Source organism: Salibacterium lacus (assembly GCF_042684865.1).
Classification (GTDB): Bacteria; Bacillota; Bacilli; order Bacillales; family Marinococcaceae; genus Salibacterium; species Salibacterium lacus.
Map to the genome: position 1 here is coordinate 326,450 of NZ_JBHUML010000005.1, position 17,057 is coordinate 343,506.

A 17,057-nucleotide genomic window follows, 5' to 3' on the forward strand; every position below is an offset into this window, starting at 1 on the left:
CGTCTTTTTTTCCAGTAACAATTGCTCTGGGTTCCCCGTTCATGTCGACGCCTCGATACAATTTTTCTATATACAACACGCACCCCAATTGTTAGAACAACAATCAGGGTGCGGTATTCTAAGGTATTTCCACCGTAAACGGGGCAAACTCTACATTTTTAAGTTCGCTCATATCTCCATTTAACGCCGTTTCATTTCCATCCTGCTCCAGTTTTACCCCTCCTCCATCACTCGGTAACTTGAGGTAAGGTGTTATCGTTAATTGTTGAACATTTTCTCCAATGGGATCAAATAACTTATTACCCGTTGAATGAATGCTGCCATTTTTCTTTGTTCCTGAGCTACCGCCCGAGTAGGAGGTGACTTCTTCTCCATTCTCATCAGTTATACGAAATTCAAGGTACTGTGCCGGGATGCGGCCGATACGGCCGGGTGCCGGTGAAACTGTTTTATAATTCAAACTGATACCAGATGGACTTATCGACATGTCGGAAACATGTAAATCAATGTTCCCCGCCGTTTGGTCATGATTTACCGCAAATGTCTTTAAGCCTTCTATCGTTTCTACAGGAAAAGAAAATTCCCATTGTTTCCCATTTTTTGCTTCCATGAATAGGTCAAAGTTAAATTGATCAGGAGCTTCATTTCCTATATTAAACTCCATTATCCCTGTTCGTGAGGTTGGTGAAAGAGTTGTGTCCTGGTGACTGCCTGAACTGCCTTCCGGAAATTCTCCGTTTATTTTATATCGGAAAGAATCTCCTGAAAAGTAGTATTCCCCAAGAGCATCCTCGGATTCTAGAGAATAACTAATCGTCAATCGTGAGTTATTATACAATACTTCCTCAATTGTAATAGATGTCCCATCAATGGTCTGGGTTTCACCAATCGCATTTGTTAACTCCTTCTCACTGGCCTGTTCCAATCCGGGTCTTCCGTTATCACTAAAGATAGAACCGACAACAGGGATATTTGAAACGGCATTCGCAAACGCCGGTGAAAAATAGGCAGTTCCCATAAATAAAGCAATGAAAACAGCTGCTGCACCCGCCATGTACAGTATTTTACCCTTCACAGTTTTCGATATGGGAGGCTTCTCTATAGTTGTGTGCTGCTTGTTTTCCTCTTTGCTTTTTCCTTCCTGCATTCCTTTAGAAATAGCTGCAAATACTTCTTCTTTAGGAAAGTCCATTTCATTATGCTTATCAGGCCCATTCTTCATTTTTGCACTCTCCCCTTTCTATTTGTTTTTTCAGCCTATCCTTCCCTCTGCGTAAGTACGTTTTCACCGTTCCCTCCGGTTTTTCCATCACTTCTGCAATCTGTTTGATCGGGAGGTCATGGTAATAAAACAGTAAAATTGCCGTTTGCTGGGAATGTTCGAGCTTATCCACCGCTTCGGCAAGACGTGCTTCCCGCCTGGTTGTTCCCTTAAAGGAGTCAGCCATCCTTTCTTCAAACTTTTCTTCCTCAAAGGGAATTGTTTTCTGCGCTTTCTTTAAAATTTTATAGCATTCCCGGATAAGAATCCTCACGAGCCACGTCGAAAAGAACTCAGGTTTTTTCAACTGATGAATAGACAAAAATGCCTGGCATGTTGCCTCTTGAATAGCATCGAGGGCATCATCCTTGTTTTGTACATAAGACATCGCAATAAAATACAGTTTTTCACTTTCAGATTGAAGCAGACTTTCAAAAGCTTCTTCCTCTCCATTAATGGCTTGTTGAACCAGTCCTATATCATAATTCATCTCTTCTCTCCCCCCTTTCACCAATTAGAGAAATTTCAGCGGGGCAAAAGTTTCAAAACAAGAAAATTCTTATGCAGATTTTGAAATATGAAAACCGATCCGTTCTCTATCACTTCTATAAGCCGCTGACTTCTGCATCACTTTTGATATTGGGGTATAATGAGAACAGCATAGCAATCTGAAGAACCGAATTTCGACTGTAAATGCCACATTCGGTGAGGGCACCGAACGGCCCTCCCCAGCCTGTTTTACACATTTGACCGGTTTTTTCGAAACGTATTTAAAACTAACTTCGTCCGAGGAAAAATTACTAAAAGAAGAGGTGAAAATGATGAGAAAGCCGGAAGGAGACAAAGTAATGGAGATTATGGTGTCCTATGAAAAAGAAGGGCTGGATAAAGGGTTGGAGCAGGGGTTGGAGCAGGGAAAAGAAATGAACAAAATCGAAACGGCGACGGCCATGCTGAAAAAGGATATGGATGTTCCTCTCATTGCAGAAATCACAGGACTCCCGCCCGAAGACATTCTGCGGTTAAAAGAAAAATAAACACTCTTCTATTCCGCTGCCATTATCGTGCAGCGTTTTTTATCCATCCATTTCCCGCCCGCAGAAATGGGTGGAACACTGCATGGAATTAAGACCGGTAATCGTCTGCCATAACGTCCTGAATAAAAGAAATGAATGTAAGCTGAGGGATCATCCTCGTTACCGTCTGTAAAAAATTTGTTGTCTCCCTGTTTGATGTCCGTCGTGGATCCCATCTCCCCTCCAACCATGTACTGTTTATGAGCTGCATTCATGACTGAGGTCGCAAAACGGCTTATTGCCGGAACGGCCGCATCCACAGAGAGAGGCGCGGAAGCACTCTATTTCTTCATGACCATCTGTAATGTTTAACGGTCCCCGGACATACATCACATCTCCAGAGTCCACTTCAACTGTCGTTTCATCGTTTGGCTGTTCGTTATCCGCCCCATCTTTTCTTACATATTCGAGGGCTCCGCTTGGACATGTTTCCACCACGTCAGCAATTTCACCGGCTGCCGCACCATCTGCATTCACCCAAGGACGTTCTTCTACATCAAAAACCTCCGGCAGCCCTTTCACGCATCGGGCGGCATGGATGCAGCGTTTGGGATGAAACAGCACGTCGATCTTTTCTCCCGTGTACCGTTTAGACGTATTATCCATTACACGCTTCCTCCTCTTTATAAAGTGTCTTATGATGAAGGGTTCCCTGTTTTTTTACAATACAGACGTTTTGACATATGTTTGGTTTAATTTTAAACTGACCGTAACAAAAGATAGAAAAGGTGACAACATGCCTAAAACAGTCGATGATTCATCCTACTTGACTTCTAAAGATAAACGGCTCGGGCTTTTACTATGGTTTCGTTTATCCCGATTCTTTAACCAGAGCATCCGCCGGAGTAATCAGCACCTAAAAGAATGGGAACTATCCGCCTCCCAATTTGATATTTTGGTTCAAGTTAAGACACACAAGCGCTTAACCCAAAAGAAACTCGGAGAAAAAATGCTGGTCACAAAAGGCAATATCACGCAGTCGATCACCAAATTGGAACATAGAGGGCTGGTGCAGAGAGAGCGGGACCGGAAGACAAAATATCTCTCCTTAACAGAAAAAGGACAGCGGCTTTATGAAGAAGTTGTTCCCGAGCAGGAACAATTTCAGGCGTCCCAGTTTTCCAATTTAACCCGGGAGGAACAAGTCCAGCTTCTGGAACTGCTGAAAAAACTCGGTCCTCTGAAGTGATACAGCCTGTCTCTATCCACCCCGCAGCGTCTCTTTTTTATGGTGGTGTAATCGGCACTGCAAGAGAGGCTCTTTTTTAGTACCGATTACGCCCCCTCAGCTTCTTTCCTTCCAGCATCCAGGAACGCATAAGCCGGAATCGTTCAAAACTCTCTTCATCCACCGAATCGTCCCGGACGCCAAGCAGGGCCGCCCCGAATTCCTTTGCTCGTCAGAAGAATATGTGGTATTCAAAATGTCTTCCCCGTCTTCATCCGCAAGCTAATACACTTCTTTTTTGCCGCTGTGATGATGGATGACAGTAGTATAAATACCGTCACGGTTGTTAAAAGTCATATTTTCCCAACTCCCGGGAATTCTTCTTCATGCATTCTCATGTTAGACCTTCTCCTGTAGTCGTTACGTTGTATCTCGGCTGTGAAAGGACAGATGTGATATCCCTTAAAAATACTCAGGTGTAAACTGTGTCGTACTCCGCGTCGTGTCAATCGGCCGGACAGATGCTTCAATTTCTTCCCGTTTTGGTTCCAGGGCAGGAGGAAGTGCCAGTTTTTCTCCTAATGTTTCGTAAGGTTCATCGTCCATAAACCCAGGGCCGTCCGTTGCAAATTCAAACAATATCTGCGGAGCCACTTTCACGTACAGGGACTCAAAATAAAAACGGTTCACGTACCCGGAGTTGGGGAGTCCGGTTTCCGACATCCGGTTGATCCACTCTTCCAAAGCGCTTCTGTCCTTTACGCGGAAGGCGGCGTGGTGCACTGCACCGTACCCTTGACGTGCCTCGGGAAGCGTATCGTTAAATTTAACAATAACCTGTCCCCCGTTTCCCCCGTCTCCTACTTCAAACAAGTGGAAGGAATCTTCTGTGTCGATTTCGTTAAATAGAAGGATTTTCTCCATCATTTCTTTAAAATAGTCGATATTATTAACGCGCACGTGCAACGGTCCGAGCCCCGTGATTCCGTATTCTTTCGGCACCGGTCCGTGCTGCCATGGAATACCTGGACGAACCCCTTCGATTCCTTCGTCTGACACCAATTCGTACGCTTGATCATCAAAATCCACAAATGGAAGCACTTTTTTGCCGAACCTTTTCTGAATCCCCTCATGTGTCACGTCATAATGATCGAAACGTTTCACCCAGTACTCCAGCGCCTCATCACTCGGCACACGAAAAGAAGTCCTCGATATTTCATTCGTTCCGTGGGTGCCCGCCGGTACGCCCGGAAAGTCAAAGAATGTCATATCCGTGCCTGGATTTCCTTCATCGTCGGAAAAGAATAAATGGTACGTTTGAATATCATCCTGATTCACTGTTTTCTTTATTAGACGCATACCGAGGACATACGTGAAAAACTCGTAATTTTTTTCGGCACTGCTTGTGATGGCTGTTACGTGGTGGATTCCCAGTAGTTCGTTCATTCCACACCCTCCTGTTTATTAGTAAAATGCGTGTCATACCACTCTATCGCTGCTTTCACTTCTGTTTCCAGTAACTCATGTCCTCCATCCGTCAGATGAAGCTCCACTTCGGCTCTTGTGTTTCCTGGAATTTTTTCCATTCCATCGATACCCCGGGCAGCACCATAGAATCAACGGCCCCCGCACTGATGAATATATTCATCCCCAATAGATCCGGCAGGGGGCATTTCTTCGCGGCACAGCAGGGTGGAACAGAACCTCTCCTTTTAAAGCCTGTTCATGCTGCATCAACAAGTTACAAGCTATATTTGTCCCATTCGAGTAACCACGGGCTATAACATCCTCACGGTGAAAGTCATGCTGCTTCGATGCTTCCTGGAGAAAATCGTATCATTCATGCGTTTTCGTCACTAAGTCCGCTTCAACCATCGAACCATCCGCCAGTCAGTGAAAATAGCGCCATTCTCCGTTTTCCTTCACGGTTCTTTATCTTGACACATTTTTCAGTTTAAAGCTAAACTGATTATAACAAAATGAAACACAATCCACAATAACCTTGGAAGAAGGAGATAGCATGAGCCTGAAAGGTAGTCACCACGTATCCTCCCTACAGATAAGGACCCGGCGCGTCTCGGAGAAACCCTTGCTCTGCCCCCGTTTTTGGAATCAAAACGAGAAGAAATCGAAGCTAAACTAAAACCATTGCACACTCGTTAAATAAGTGTCTGAATAGGCTGAAAACCCCGTATCCTTAGAATGCTCCAGGATACGGGGTTTCTCTTTCTTGACCGGAACGCGCCTGTCTGCGGGGATTATCTCTCCCTTTTTACATAAGTACGCGCTTCAAGGAGGGTGCTGCGCCATGTGTTTTTTCCTTCATAGCGGGGCTCTTCTGCTTCGGTGGTGACAGCGTCATAGATCCGCTGCTTCGCGTCTTCCGGCAGTGCGCTCGAGGAAACGGCTGCGGCCTGTTTCAGAAGCTCGAGGCTGTTGTTGATAACAACCACCGGTTCTCCGACTGTTTCGTCGAAGGAATCCAGCGCGTCCACCACGGTACCAAGGACGACCAACGCCCGCTGCACCGCTTCTTCGATCCTGCCTTCTGCTGCGTGTTCCTCTACTTTTTCAAGCACCTGGTGTGCGCCTTCAAGTGCCATGGGAACGTCTCCGGCGGCGATGCTTCCATCCTGAACCCGCGCATCGATATAAGCCTGCACTTGTTTTTGGGCGGAAACAAGAGGTTCTTTGTTTTGATGAAAAAGCGCGAAAATACGGCTTCTGATTTCCGGATACTCCGATGCAGCGCTGCGCAGCAGATTTCGAAGATCGACCTGATCAAACGACGCGAGTGCTGTTTCCACATCGGGCCCCTCCGGATCCGGAACCGGCTCCTCTTCTTCTTTTTCTTCGCCGAGGGCAATCAGCGCCGCAGCGGTATGTTCGCAGTATCCGTCATTCTCAAGGCAGTCGCAGAACGTGCGCACGACCTCCAGAGAGTCGTCCAGCACCACGTCCACACTGACATTTCCGGCCACTTCCACGACAAAGTGGTGGCGGTACGGCTCGCTGATTTTGGTCACTTCATCTTCAGCCATGTACATCATACCGCGCGAAAACGTATCCTCGTTTATCTCCTCTTCCATATCGAACAAATGCATGAATGCTGCCTCCCCAATCATTGTCATCTCGTGTTCCACAAACGTGAATGATTCATGAATACGGATGGCAGGCGCCGCTATCAAGTCCGCCTGTTTGAGCCCGCTCATATTTTTTTATTCCATTTTCTGTTTACTCAATCCTGCCGGTACTTCGCTCTGGAAATACGGATAAGCCTCGGCCCGCTGCCATATTCCATCTGTTTTATGTAAACCCGGTGGAAACTACACCAAATCGCTCCTCATATCTTTGAATTCTGTATCGTTTATCATGTCCCCTCCTCGTCCTCTTCTCCCTTTCATTTTAACAAAAAAAGTCCCGGTAGTTTTCACGGAATGTTTGGAACGACGAACAAAAGGAAACAGGGTATTACCTGTATTATAGAAAAAGGAGAGCTGTATCTTATCACTGCTGGCATTTCTACTACCATTTTTATTGTTTCCGCTCTCATATCCGCTTTTTGTGCGGTCCGATTGTCCACGTACGCCAACCTAATCAGCCAGCACACAAAAATAGGCGGTCTTGTAGCCGGCACCATGCTGCTGGCAGCCGCCACTTCGCTTCCGGAACTGACCGCAACGGTTTCTGCCGGTATCATTGGGAATGCTGATATTGCCGTGGGGAATGGACTCGGAAGTATTATTTTTAATATCTTCTTTTTGTTTCTGCTGGATGTTCATTTCCGTCACCACCGCCTGTTCTTGAACGTCTCGGATCATCACCTTTATACCGGTGTAATCGGCCTGCTGTTATGCGCCATCACAAGCGGCGGGATGATTCTCCATCTCCCGCTTTCTCTTTTCTGGATCAGTCTCATCAGTATACTGGTCGCAATGGTGTATGCTGCCGGGATGTGGTACATTTCACAAAAACAAAGCGTCACGTCAGTACCATCTACTACCTCTTCCGGCGTTGAAACGATACATGTTCCCCGCACGATTCAAAAATTCATCTTCTTTGCCGCTGTGATTTTCGTTTCAGGCAGCATGTTGTCGATATCAGGAGATAGTATGGCTGGGACAACAGGAATCAGTGCTACAGCCGTAGGCAGTATTTTGGTCGCGACGGCAACGTCCATTCCGGATGCTGTCAGCGTTTATGTTGCCCTCCGATTAGCCAACGTGAACCTCGCTGTCGGCACCATTCTCGGCAGTAACGCCTTTAATGTGCTCATGACAGCCATCGGAGATCTCTTTTATACAAACGGAAGTATCTGGAAGAACACGAGTGATCAAACCATCATTATTGCTGTGGCCGGCTTTGTACTGACTGGTATTGTAATGGCCATTATCAAAAGGGATCATACCAGAAATACGCTCACGTATGTCGTGCCGTCACTGATCATCGTCGCGAGCTACATTGTCGTTATTACTTCGATTTTATTCTATAGTGAAAGTAGTTAAAACATACGGCAGGACCGCTCCTACACAGAGGAAGGCTTATTTGGGGGAAGAAGCTTCGAAGTAAACGTCATCGTCATGTCCCTCGTTCTCCACCATATTCATGATGCAGCAGACATTCTGCGGCAGCTGTTTCGCGTGTTACGACAAGGCGGGCGGCTGCTGATCGTTGATTTTGATAAAGACGAGACGATGGATCAGCATGACCATATCCACAAGACGCTCTCCCATGACGAGCTGACAGCGTTACTTACCGAATCCGGCTTCTCCTCCACAAACATCAGAACATTCCATCACGGAAAGGGCCTATTTAACGAACAGGACGCCTCCCTGTTTCTCGCGGACAGTGTTAAAGAATAAACGGCGGAAAAAGAGACTCTTACGAAAAGAGTCTCTGCATCGCTTTGGCGATTTCATGTATCGTATCTTCGGCCTGCGGGTAGCCGCCGATTTTATCAATATACCCGTGATCCATGCCCTGGTACTGGATACGCGTGACAGGTACCCCGGCAGCGGCAAGCTTTTCGGCATACGCTTCCTCTTCCAGCCGGAGAAAATCATATTCGGCGCTGAAGATGAGCGCCGGAGCCATCCCGCTCACATCCTCCGCTGCCAGCGGGGATACATAAGGGGTGTCCGGGTCTGTTCCCTGCAGATACGAGGAACGGAACAACGGTCCCAATGCCTCTAAGGCACGTATTCTCTGTTCGACAAGCTCCGGGTGATAGTTTATCTGATAACGGTCCAAGCTCCATGTGTAATGCTTTGACTCGGCGTATGTCAGATGAACGACCGGATACAGCAGTGCCTGAAACGCGATCATTCCGGTGCCGCGTTCGTTATCCAAGAGCGCACATACGGCAGCCAGGTTACCGCCGGCGCTGTCTCCGGATACCGTTAACCGGTTCTGATCCGCCCCCAGTTCCCCGGCACGGGCATGCACCCATTCCACCGCGGCAAAACTATCGGTCACCGCCGCCGGATAAGGGTGCTCGGGAGCCAGCCGGTAATCCACCGCCACGACGACCGCTCCGGCTTTTTCCGCCAGCGCTTTACACGGATTCGCTACGGCCTCCACACTGCCGCCGATGAACCCGCCTCCGAAAAAATACACGACAACCGGACGGGGCCCTTCTTCCTGCGGAGTATACACCACCGCGGGAATCATTCGATGTTCGGCAGGTATCGAGATATGTTTCTCTGATACCGTTCCTCTCGTCACGTCTTGATTCGGCCGGCCCATGTTCTCCCGTATCGTCTCAATAGAAGGTACTTCCTCATTCTCCCTATCCGGCATATGCTCCGCATCGGCAAGCACCCGCGGATCGAGATCCCCTGTTCGGTCGAGATCCGGAATCCCTTTGTATACCTCATTCACTCCATGGACCTTCTGCTTTTCTGTCATCTCTGCCAACCGCTGCACCATCGTTTCATAAGATGCCATACGTGTGTCCTCCCTCTTTTGGTTTCTTCTGCCGCTTAGAATATTCCCCGTGCTACCGACAGAAGAAACATCACGCGGCACCGGTCCCCAGGACCAACCCGAATCATTACAGCTTGATAGGTATCGGAACATTCCATACAGCATCTGCCATTCTTTCATGCTATGATTAAATCAACGCAGGTAATCTCCCATTTTTCAAAAGGATGGTCCTTCTTATGACAAAGAAACGCTGGATGTTTTTCCTTCTGATGACAACTGCCGCAGCGATTGCGGGAAAAAGCTATTACGATACCAACGTGTTCCTAACGAAGTACGTCACGTTCACAACCAGGAAACTACCGGCGGATAAATCAATCCGACTGCTCCAAATCAGCGACATACATAATAAACAGTTCGGCCGGCATAACAAACGGCTTATCAACGCGGCCATGGAAGCCGAGCCGGACATGATTGCCGTCACAGGTGATCTCATCGATGAAGACACACCCAGTATCACGCCTATGCTGCACCTGATGGAAGCGTTGACTGGTGTAACGAAAAACATTTATTTTGTTACCGGCAACCATGATTGGGAGCATCCAGAGGTAAAGTCCTTTCTCCACGGCCTGAAAGAACGCGGCATCACGGTTCTGGATAACAGGAACACAATGGTCGAGGTGAACGGCGCCGTCATTAAACTTGCCGGCATCGAGGACCATTACACGAACCGCCACAATCTAAGCCGGGCGTTCCAGGGAATAGACGAGGAGTATTATACTCTTCTGCTCTCCCACGCACCGCTTGTCTTCCAAAACGAAAAAGCCTCCCGTGCCGACCTTATTTTAAGCGGGCACACCCACGGCGGCCAGATACGGTTTCCCTTTATTGGCGGCGTGGTCTCTCCCGGTGAAGGTCTGTTTCCAAGCTATGAACAGGGTACGCATTTTTTCGCCTCCGGCAGCTGGATTTACATCTGCAAAGGTCTCGGAACGAGTACGATACCCGTTCGGTTTATGAATCAGAGCCAGATGACGGTGGTTACCATCGAAGGAGAAGAACAATAGATATAACAGCACTTGACGATAAGCCGGGAAAGAAAAACACTCGGCGGCAGGATAAAGAGAAGCACTTTGAGGGAGAGGCGGAGGGGATCAGGTTCGGAGGCTTTTCAGGTATTCGATGTCTGCTTCATGATGAAGAGACCGTTCCGATAACTTTTCGAGCGTACGCTGCTGACTTCCTATGAACGCCTCAAGTTTTTCATAACTTTCCGGAATACTCATGAGTTTTTTCTCTATGCGCTGCTGTCCTTCTTTTAATTCTTCACGCACATATCCTATTTCTTCTTTTAATTCTGTACGCACATATCCTATTTCTTCTTTCCATTCAATGCGTACTCCGCCTATTTCATCCTTTAATTCTGTGCGTGTTCCACTCATTTCATCTTTTAATTCGGTATGCATCCCGCTCATTTCACTTTTTAACTCGTGGTGCACACCTGCGATATCGTCTTTGAGCTCCATGCGCACACCTGTGATATCGTCTTTTAACTCTGTACGCACATCCGCGATGTCGCTTTTCACCTCGTTACGGACACTACCCATTTCTTCTTTTAATTCTATACGCGCACTCCCTATTTCATCCTTGAACTCCATGCGTAGATTCTCATTATCATCTTTGAATTCCGTACGCACATCCGTTATCTCTTCTTTTAATTCGTTCTTCGTGCTTGTGATGTCTGCTTTCAATCCAGCTTCCATCGTTGACATGCCGGTTCTTACCGCAGAAAGTTCATTCAGAATACGGTACAGCATTTCTTCCATCTTTCGTCTTCCCTTCTTCTTGAAGTTATCCGTATTATACCACACCCCGGATACAAAAATAGAAATTCTTTTTATGTCTGCCGCATCACCGGTATCCGTGCTATCATACAATCAACGCAGGTCATTTTCTATTTTTCAACAAGGATGGTCCTTTTTATGACAAAGAAACGCTGGCTGCTCCTGATTCTGGTCATTGCCGCCGTGGCCATCGGGGCAAAAAGTTATTACGACACGAATGTTTTCCACACCGAGCATGTGACGTTTACAACCGGGGAAATCCCGGCTGATACATCGATCCGCATGCTCCAGATCAGCGATGTACATAATAAACAATTCGGAGGGGACAATCAGACCCTTATCCACGCCGCAGAGAACGCAGATCCGGATATGATTGTGGTCACAGGCGATCTCGTCGATAAGGGAACCTCCAGCATGGAGCCGATGCTGCAGCTGATGGGATCTCTGACCAATGTGACGGAGAAGATTTATTTTGTCACGGGCAATCATGAATACGATAACCCCCACACTCAACCTCTACTTCAAGGTTTGAAAAAACGCGGCATCACGATCCTCGACAACACGAACAGGCAGGTCGAAGTGAACGGTGCCATCATCAACCTCGCCGGTATCGATGACCATTACACGAACCACGACAACGTAACCAGTGCGTTCCAGGGCATCAACGAGGAGCATTACACGATTCTCTTGTCCCACGCACCGCTTGTCGTCCGGGATGAAACGTCCGGGCGTGCCGACCTTGTCTTAAGCGGCCATACCCACGGCGGTCAGGTCCGTTTTCCTATCATCGGGGGACTCATCTCACCAGGTGAAAAACTGTTCCCGACATATGATAAAGGAACGTATTCCTTCGCGTCCGGCAGCCATCTCTACATCGACAGCGGCCTCGGCACCAGCGTCCTGCCGATCCGCTTTCTAAATCAAAGCCAGATGACCGTCGTGACGGTGGAAGGACAAACGTAAAGAAGACATTCTGATAATGGATGGCCGCGGCACTTGCACTAAGGGGCTCAAGGTTATTGATCAATGATATACATAATGGAAGACGTGAAAAAAATAAACGAATGGGAGACTGGTTATGCCGATGCTGACACTGCTGATTGTTGTCTTTGTGCTCTTCTTTTTATTCGCTACTATAGTGATAGTCAGCAGTAAAGAAGAAAAACACAGGAAACCAAAAATCGTTTCGACCCTGGCCATCGCGTGTGTCCTTGCCATATTTCCAACAGCGGTGCTTGCTCTTTTTCTATTTGCTATGCTCGGCTCGTCCGTCTTCGTCCAACAGCTATTTTCATTGGATGTCAGCTTTCAACAGATCCTGACAATCACCGTCTGTCTCTTTATCTATTGGTATACCGTCGACAGTATCATTGAGAAAATCGTCCAACACGTGATGGGCCCCGCCATGCTGCATCGTGTGGTAGTACTGCTCACACGGATTTTTGCGTTTTACACGATAGGTGCCATAACCGGAATCAACCAAACAAGCAGCCTGCTCATCGCAGCCGCCGTATCATTGCTCCTCTTGCTGATCGAGCTGATTTTTGCTGACAAAGAGCAGAAAATTCCCTCCTAATCCAATGCCACATCTCTTCCTCCTCTTTCCTTTTATGTGTTAATATTTCCTTTGATTCATATCTTTTGAGAACACGAGCTTTTGGAGGGAAAATGGGAGGGATTTTTTTGCAAAAAGTGATAGAATGGATGTTTGGTAAACCCGATAAGAGCAGCACTGTTTCACACATAAGTTATTGGATGTTTATAATAGGGTACATAACGATACTCATTCTAGCCGTGCTGTCTCCCGTTCATTGGGCGGCTGTGCTTTTCGGGGCTGTATTACTTCCTGTTTTCTTTCGACTTGTCAACAGATTGAACCGTCTTATACGCCAACATATCAACATGAAGGTATTTTTCATCACAGCGTCGGTATTCAATTTTCTTCTCGCCATCGGTATAACGGCATTTCTGTACTTTTATGCTGATAATGTAACCGTAAATGCCAATAAGAGAATGACAAATGGTACCGTTACAGTATCCATTGGTACGCTCCGGGGGAATTATGGTGTAACGGAAGTCGGGACAACTGAAGGAGGAGGAACGCTTTTCATTCCCTATACAGCATCGGTTGGCGAAGGAACCATCACCTTGTCCGCTGAAACAGAGGACCAGGTATTATGGGAACAGGAAATCTCCGACTCCCGGGACGGAACCATGCAGATCCAGGGATTCATCACAGACGGCTCGTTTGATATACAAGTCGCCGCCGAAGAAGCAAGCGGGGTCTCCGTTGAACTCAGGAACCCTTAGATCACAGGGACAAACGGCCTTGTCCCTGACAAAAAGGGGAGAAAGGGAAAAGGATTAATTTCAATTAAATTACGCCGACTCCTGGATCATTAGTTACTGCATGTAAAGGAGTATTTATTGTACGGATGAATAAAAAACGTGATTATTATCCAATCCCTGCCAAGCTGCTTTCGGAAACCATTCCGAAATAAGAATCTGCTGCCGGCTGACATCCGCCGTCTTTTATTTTTTTGAAAAAAGAAAAAATTCCTTGCTTTTCCCGGATGGAACAGCTATCCTTAAGGAGAACAAAAGTTCCCGAACAAAAGTGGAACAATTTTTGGAACATATATCTGCCCCTTACTCCTTCGAAAAAAATGCAGGGAGAGGTGAATTATATGGAAGAAAAGCTGGAAGAAGAGCTGGAAGAAGCACTAGAAGAACTTAAGATTTCATGCAGGGTACAGGGATATGTAAAAGGTATGGATGTGGGTAAATACATGGAAAATCAAAAGGTGAAAAAAGAAATCGCTGAGAAAATGCTGAAAAAAGACATGGATGTGGAAACGATAGCTGAAGTGACCGGCCTCACAACAGAAGACGTGCTTCGATTAAAACAATAAAAGCGTTATAAACACTTAAAAAGATGGATGAAACCCTTGATATAGTTCACAAAGTAATCTTCCTATATATGTGAAATACGTTATATCTCCCTATACTATATTATTTCTGTCAGAAGCGGTGTACTGACCACCTCAGTGTGACGGAACATTGAACCATTCCCAGAGAGAATTCCGATGCAATGGTAGAAGACAGCACTATTCCACCAAAATCTTTTTGGCTGTTTTATTGTGAATTTCACCATCCGGACCGACATTGATCACCCAAACCTGTACCCTGTCGCCTTCAGCAAGATCACGGAATGCATCGGCACTTCCAGTAAACTCCGTATCTTCATTTACGTTGACGGTGTAAACAGGATAAGATGCATCCGGATTCCTATCCTCTTTTGGGTACACTACTTCTATACTATTTTCATTAACCTTCTCAATGTCGCCGGTATAGTCGGACTCTTCCTTTCCACAACCAAATAACGAAAGCAGGAATACGAAGCAGAAAGCCACCATTATTTTATTCATGTTTCTCTGCCCCCTTTATGAGTATAAACAGCCCGAAACCTTTTTCGCTATAATACAGTATTCCCGCAACCTTAAATAAGACCCCCGTCTCTTTGCGGACGCAAAAGAGACGGGGGTGTTAAAAGTGTCAGCCGAACCGCTGATGGATAAACCTAGTTATTCAATGATGCGTATTTTTGTATCATTTCCGCTCTATTCCTGCTTGTGCAGTTCGAGTTCAAGGTTCACTTTCACATCTTCCCCGACAAGAACGCCGCCGGTTTCCACTGCGGCATTCCACGTGAGTCCGAATTCTTTGCGGTTAATCGTTGTTTCGCCGCTGAAGCCAGCGACCATGTTCCCGCTGATCGGATCCTTACTCTGCCCTTCAAAGGTGACATCCAACGTCACTTCTTTTGTCGTACCGAGCATGGTAAGATCGCCTGTGACATCAAAACGGTCATCCTTTTTCTTCTGAATATCTTTCCCAACGAATGTGATGGTTGGATAGTTCTCCACATCGAAAAAGTCACCCGATTTCAAATGGCCGTCCCGATTTTCATCGTTCGTATTAATACTCGCAGCATCAATGGACGCTTCGATTTCGGCATTCTCTAAATCGTCCACATCCGCTTTTAACGTACCCTCGAAGGTGTCAAATGCGCCTTTCGCTTTTGAAATCATCATATGCTTCACGGAGAATCCAATTTCACTATGTACAGGATCGATAGACCACACTATTTTTGCCATACCTGATTCCTCCTCATTACATTATCTTTAATTCAATATAAATGTAGCATGAACAGACGGATCAAGTAAACTAAAACATACTAAAAAATTCGATAAATCAGAAAATATATGCACAGTGTCCCTTTACGCGATGAAACGACTGCGTCACTTTTGTTCGTCCACCGCGTCTCTTATTACCTTCATCCCGTATTCCATGTCCCTCAGAGACGAACTGGTGAAAGACAGCCTGGCATATTGATTGTGGTAATAGCTGTAGATGAAGCCTGGATTTATTAAGACGCCCCTGTCGACAAGCGCAGAAAACAGCCTCCGAACGTTTATGTCATCTGCAAACCGCACCCAGATGAACATGCCTCCTTCGGGAATCTCCCAGGTTGCAGCATCAGCTATGTATGTCTCCAAAAGTTGGGCCAGCGTGTCTCGTCTGTCCCGAAGTTCTTTTCTCAGCGTGTTCATATGCTCATCGTATTTTCCTGTTTCAAGAAAATCATACATGGCAAGCTGCGGGAGATAACTGGTGCCGTAGTCCAGCTGCATCCGCAGATCACTCAGCTTCTCCATGACATCTGCCGGGCCTGTCATCCAGCCGACTCTAAGCGTCGGCGCCATCGTCTTGGAAAAACTCCCAATAAACAGCGTATGCCCGTTGTGATCGAAAGATGCGATGGGTGGCTGCGGCTCCTGGTCGATCCATAAATCCCGGAAGATATCATCTTCTATAACAGGCATTTGATAGTCCCGCGAAAGCTCCACCAACTCTTTTCGGCTTTGGCCATCCAGCGTGGTCGTTACCGGGTTTTGAAACGTCGGATTGACGTATAACATAGACGATCCCTTGTTTCTGCACAAATCGTCACGCAGGTACTCCGTATCCAGCCTCTGCTTCTTAAACGGAATGCTTTTCAGTTTCATACCGGATGTTCGAAAAACATGCAGGGAATGAACATACGAAATCTGCGGTGTGTAGACGGTGGACCCCATCTGCAGTAAACCAAGCGTTATTAACTGCAGCGCCTGCAGAGCTCCGGATACCGGTAGTATAGTGTCCGGACTGGAAGCAATTCCCCGCTCCTTCAAATAGGACGAGACCGCTTTTCTGTATCTATAGTCCCCCGTGCCGTCATCATATCCATAATGATGATACGTCGTCTCCAGCGAGCGGAGCGATTCATCAAATAAACGCTTGGGAAACAGCTCCTCGTGAAGCTCCCCCTTGCCTAATTGTATGATCGAATCATCCAGCTCCAGCTTATTTATTTTTCTCACGATGTCGTGGTTCGTTGGATGAAGACTGTACTTTGAAAAGTCCGTCCAGTTGACGAAGCGCTGTGATAAGGTGGAGGCATCATAGTCCGAAACGTACGTCCCGCTGCCTGTTTTGGATTCTATGATTCCTCTCTCTTTCAACACATCCAGCGCATGAATCACCGTGCTCCGGTTCACCCCGAATGCAGCGGCCAGCTCCCTTTGGGTCGGAAGTTTCCGCCCGGCGGACCACTCCCCTTCTGCTGCTTTCTTTTCTATGCAATTCACAATATCCTTATACGTCGTTGACCGGTTATTCATTTTTTCACCCTTGATTGGTTGGCATGGCTTTCATGGAAATGGTTGATTCCAATGCTTCGTACG

General features: G+C 46.8%; 20 protein-coding genes. 9 read left to right on the forward strand and 11 right to left on the reverse strand.

Going from position 1 to position 17,057, the window contains the following annotated elements:
* Positions 1-118: 118 nt before the first annotated feature.
* Both ACFSUB_RS14780 and ACFSUB_RS14785 read right to left on the reverse strand, forming a co-directional pair.
* Positions 119-1,222, reverse strand: coding sequence for a DUF4179 domain-containing protein (locus ACFSUB_RS14780; RefSeq protein ID WP_380714029.1), 1,104 nt, complete (start codon positions 1,220-1,222; stop codon positions 119-121).
* Positions 1,206-1,751, reverse strand: coding sequence for a sigma-70 family RNA polymerase sigma factor (locus ACFSUB_RS14785; RefSeq protein WP_380714030.1), 546 nt, complete (start codon positions 1,749-1,751; stop codon positions 1,206-1,208). The genes ACFSUB_RS14780 and ACFSUB_RS14785 overlap by 17 nt, the downstream gene beginning before the upstream one ends.
* 328 nt (positions 1,752-2,079) lie before the next feature.
* Here ACFSUB_RS14785 and ACFSUB_RS14790 point away from each other — a divergent pair, with 328 nt between their 5' ends.
* Positions 2,080-2,298 (forward strand): transposase, encoded by a 219-nt coding sequence (locus ACFSUB_RS14790; protein ID WP_380714031.1) that lies wholly within the window; start codon positions 2,080-2,082, stop codon positions 2,296-2,298.
* 237 nt (positions 2,299-2,535) lie between these two features.
* On the opposite strand, the gene ACFSUB_RS14795 is transcribed toward ACFSUB_RS14790, so the two are convergent.
* Positions 2,536-2,943 carry a (4Fe-4S)-binding protein gene (locus tag ACFSUB_RS14795; RefSeq protein ID WP_380714032.1) on the reverse strand — a complete coding sequence of 136 codons (408 nt, stop codon included), beginning with the start codon at positions 2,941-2,943 and terminating at the stop codon, positions 2,536-2,538.
* Between the two features lie 130 nt (positions 2,944-3,073).
* Here ACFSUB_RS14795 and ACFSUB_RS14800 point away from each other — a divergent pair, with 130 nt between their 5' ends.
* Complete coding sequence (locus ACFSUB_RS14800; RefSeq protein WP_380714033.1) at positions 3,074-3,526, forward strand: MarR family winged helix-turn-helix transcriptional regulator; 453 nt, start codon at positions 3,074-3,076, stop codon at positions 3,524-3,526.
* Between the two features lie 441 nt (positions 3,527-3,967).
* Here ACFSUB_RS14800 and ACFSUB_RS14805 read toward each other — a convergent pair whose 3' ends face one another.
* From ACFSUB_RS14805 to ACFSUB_RS14815, 3 genes are all read right to left on the reverse strand, one after another.
* Complete coding sequence (locus tag ACFSUB_RS14805) at positions 3,968-4,951, reverse strand: ring-cleaving dioxygenase (RefSeq protein ID WP_380714034.1); 984 nt, start codon at positions 4,949-4,951, stop codon at positions 3,968-3,970.
* Positions 4,948-5,091, reverse strand: a complete 144-nt coding sequence (locus ACFSUB_RS14810) for a hypothetical protein (protein ID WP_380714035.1) — start codon at positions 5,089-5,091, stop codon at positions 4,948-4,950. The genes ACFSUB_RS14805 and ACFSUB_RS14810 overlap by 4 nt, the downstream gene beginning before the upstream one ends.
* A gap of 672 nt (positions 5,092-5,763) precedes the next feature.
* Positions 5,764-6,717 (reverse strand): SWIM zinc finger family protein, encoded by a 954-nt coding sequence (locus ACFSUB_RS14815; RefSeq protein WP_380714036.1) that lies wholly within the window; start codon positions 6,715-6,717, stop codon positions 5,764-5,766.
* Between the two features lie 225 nt (positions 6,718-6,942).
* Here ACFSUB_RS14815 and ACFSUB_RS14820 point away from each other — a divergent pair, with 225 nt between their 5' ends.
* Positions 6,943-8,010, forward strand: coding sequence for a sodium:calcium antiporter (locus ACFSUB_RS14820; protein ID WP_380714037.1), 1,068 nt, complete (start codon positions 6,943-6,945; stop codon positions 8,008-8,010).
* A 75-nt stretch (positions 8,011-8,085) separates the two neighbouring features.
* Positions 8,086-8,367: a class I SAM-dependent methyltransferase gene (locus ACFSUB_RS14825; protein WP_380714038.1), complete on the forward strand. Its 282-nt coding sequence runs from the start codon at positions 8,086-8,088 to the stop codon at positions 8,365-8,367.
* Between the two features lie 19 nt (positions 8,368-8,386).
* Here the strand turns inward: ACFSUB_RS14825 and ACFSUB_RS14830 are convergent, their stop codons facing one another.
* Positions 8,387-9,451: an alpha/beta hydrolase gene (locus tag ACFSUB_RS14830; RefSeq protein WP_380714039.1), complete on the reverse strand. Its 1,065-nt coding sequence runs from the start codon at positions 9,449-9,451 to the stop codon at positions 8,387-8,389.
* A 215-nt stretch (positions 9,452-9,666) separates the two neighbouring features.
* On the opposite strand from ACFSUB_RS14830, the gene ACFSUB_RS14835 reads away from it, so the two are divergent.
* Positions 9,667-10,494, forward strand: coding sequence for a metallophosphoesterase (locus ACFSUB_RS14835; protein WP_380714040.1), 828 nt, complete (start codon positions 9,667-9,669; stop codon positions 10,492-10,494).
* Between the two features lie 87 nt (positions 10,495-10,581).
* Here the strand turns inward: ACFSUB_RS14835 and ACFSUB_RS14840 are convergent, their stop codons facing one another.
* Positions 10,582-11,253 (reverse strand): hypothetical protein, encoded by a 672-nt coding sequence (locus ACFSUB_RS14840; protein ID WP_380714041.1) that lies wholly within the window; start codon positions 11,251-11,253, stop codon positions 10,582-10,584.
* A gap of 156 nt (positions 11,254-11,409) precedes the next feature.
* Between ACFSUB_RS14840 and ACFSUB_RS14845 the strand changes: the two genes are divergently transcribed.
* The 4 genes from ACFSUB_RS14845 (at position 11,410) to ACFSUB_RS14860 (ending at position 14,183) form a co-directional block, all read left to right on the forward strand.
* Positions 11,410-12,234: a metallophosphoesterase gene (locus ACFSUB_RS14845; RefSeq protein ID WP_380714042.1), complete on the forward strand. Its 825-nt coding sequence runs from the start codon at positions 11,410-11,412 to the stop codon at positions 12,232-12,234.
* Positions 12,235-12,349: 115 nt separating this feature from the next.
* Positions 12,350-12,847 (forward strand): hypothetical protein, encoded by a 498-nt coding sequence (locus ACFSUB_RS14850; protein WP_380714043.1) that lies wholly within the window; start codon positions 12,350-12,352, stop codon positions 12,845-12,847.
* A 107-nt stretch (positions 12,848-12,954) separates the two neighbouring features.
* The gene (locus ACFSUB_RS14855; protein ID WP_380714044.1) at positions 12,955-13,581 is read left to right on the forward strand and encodes a hypothetical protein; all 627 of its coding nucleotides are present in this window, start codon (positions 12,955-12,957) and stop codon (positions 13,579-13,581) included.
* A 377-nt stretch (positions 13,582-13,958) separates the two neighbouring features.
* Positions 13,959-14,183: a hypothetical protein gene (locus ACFSUB_RS14860; protein WP_380714045.1), complete on the forward strand. Its 225-nt coding sequence runs from the start codon at positions 13,959-13,961 to the stop codon at positions 14,181-14,183.
* A gap of 195 nt (positions 14,184-14,378) precedes the next feature.
* Here ACFSUB_RS14860 and ACFSUB_RS14865 read toward each other — a convergent pair whose 3' ends face one another.
* From ACFSUB_RS14865 to ACFSUB_RS14875, 3 genes are all read right to left on the reverse strand, one after another.
* Positions 14,379-14,699 (reverse strand): hypothetical protein, encoded by a 321-nt coding sequence (locus ACFSUB_RS14865; RefSeq protein WP_380714046.1) that lies wholly within the window; start codon positions 14,697-14,699, stop codon positions 14,379-14,381.
* A gap of 192 nt (positions 14,700-14,891) precedes the next feature.
* Complete coding sequence (locus ACFSUB_RS14870; protein ID WP_380714047.1) at positions 14,892-15,428, reverse strand: YceI family protein; 537 nt, start codon at positions 15,426-15,428, stop codon at positions 14,892-14,894.
* Between the two features lie 144 nt (positions 15,429-15,572).
* Positions 15,573-16,994 (reverse strand): aminotransferase-like domain-containing protein, encoded by a 1,422-nt coding sequence (locus ACFSUB_RS14875; RefSeq protein WP_380714048.1) that lies wholly within the window; start codon positions 16,992-16,994, stop codon positions 15,573-15,575.
* Positions 16,995-17,057 lie beyond the last annotated feature (63 nt).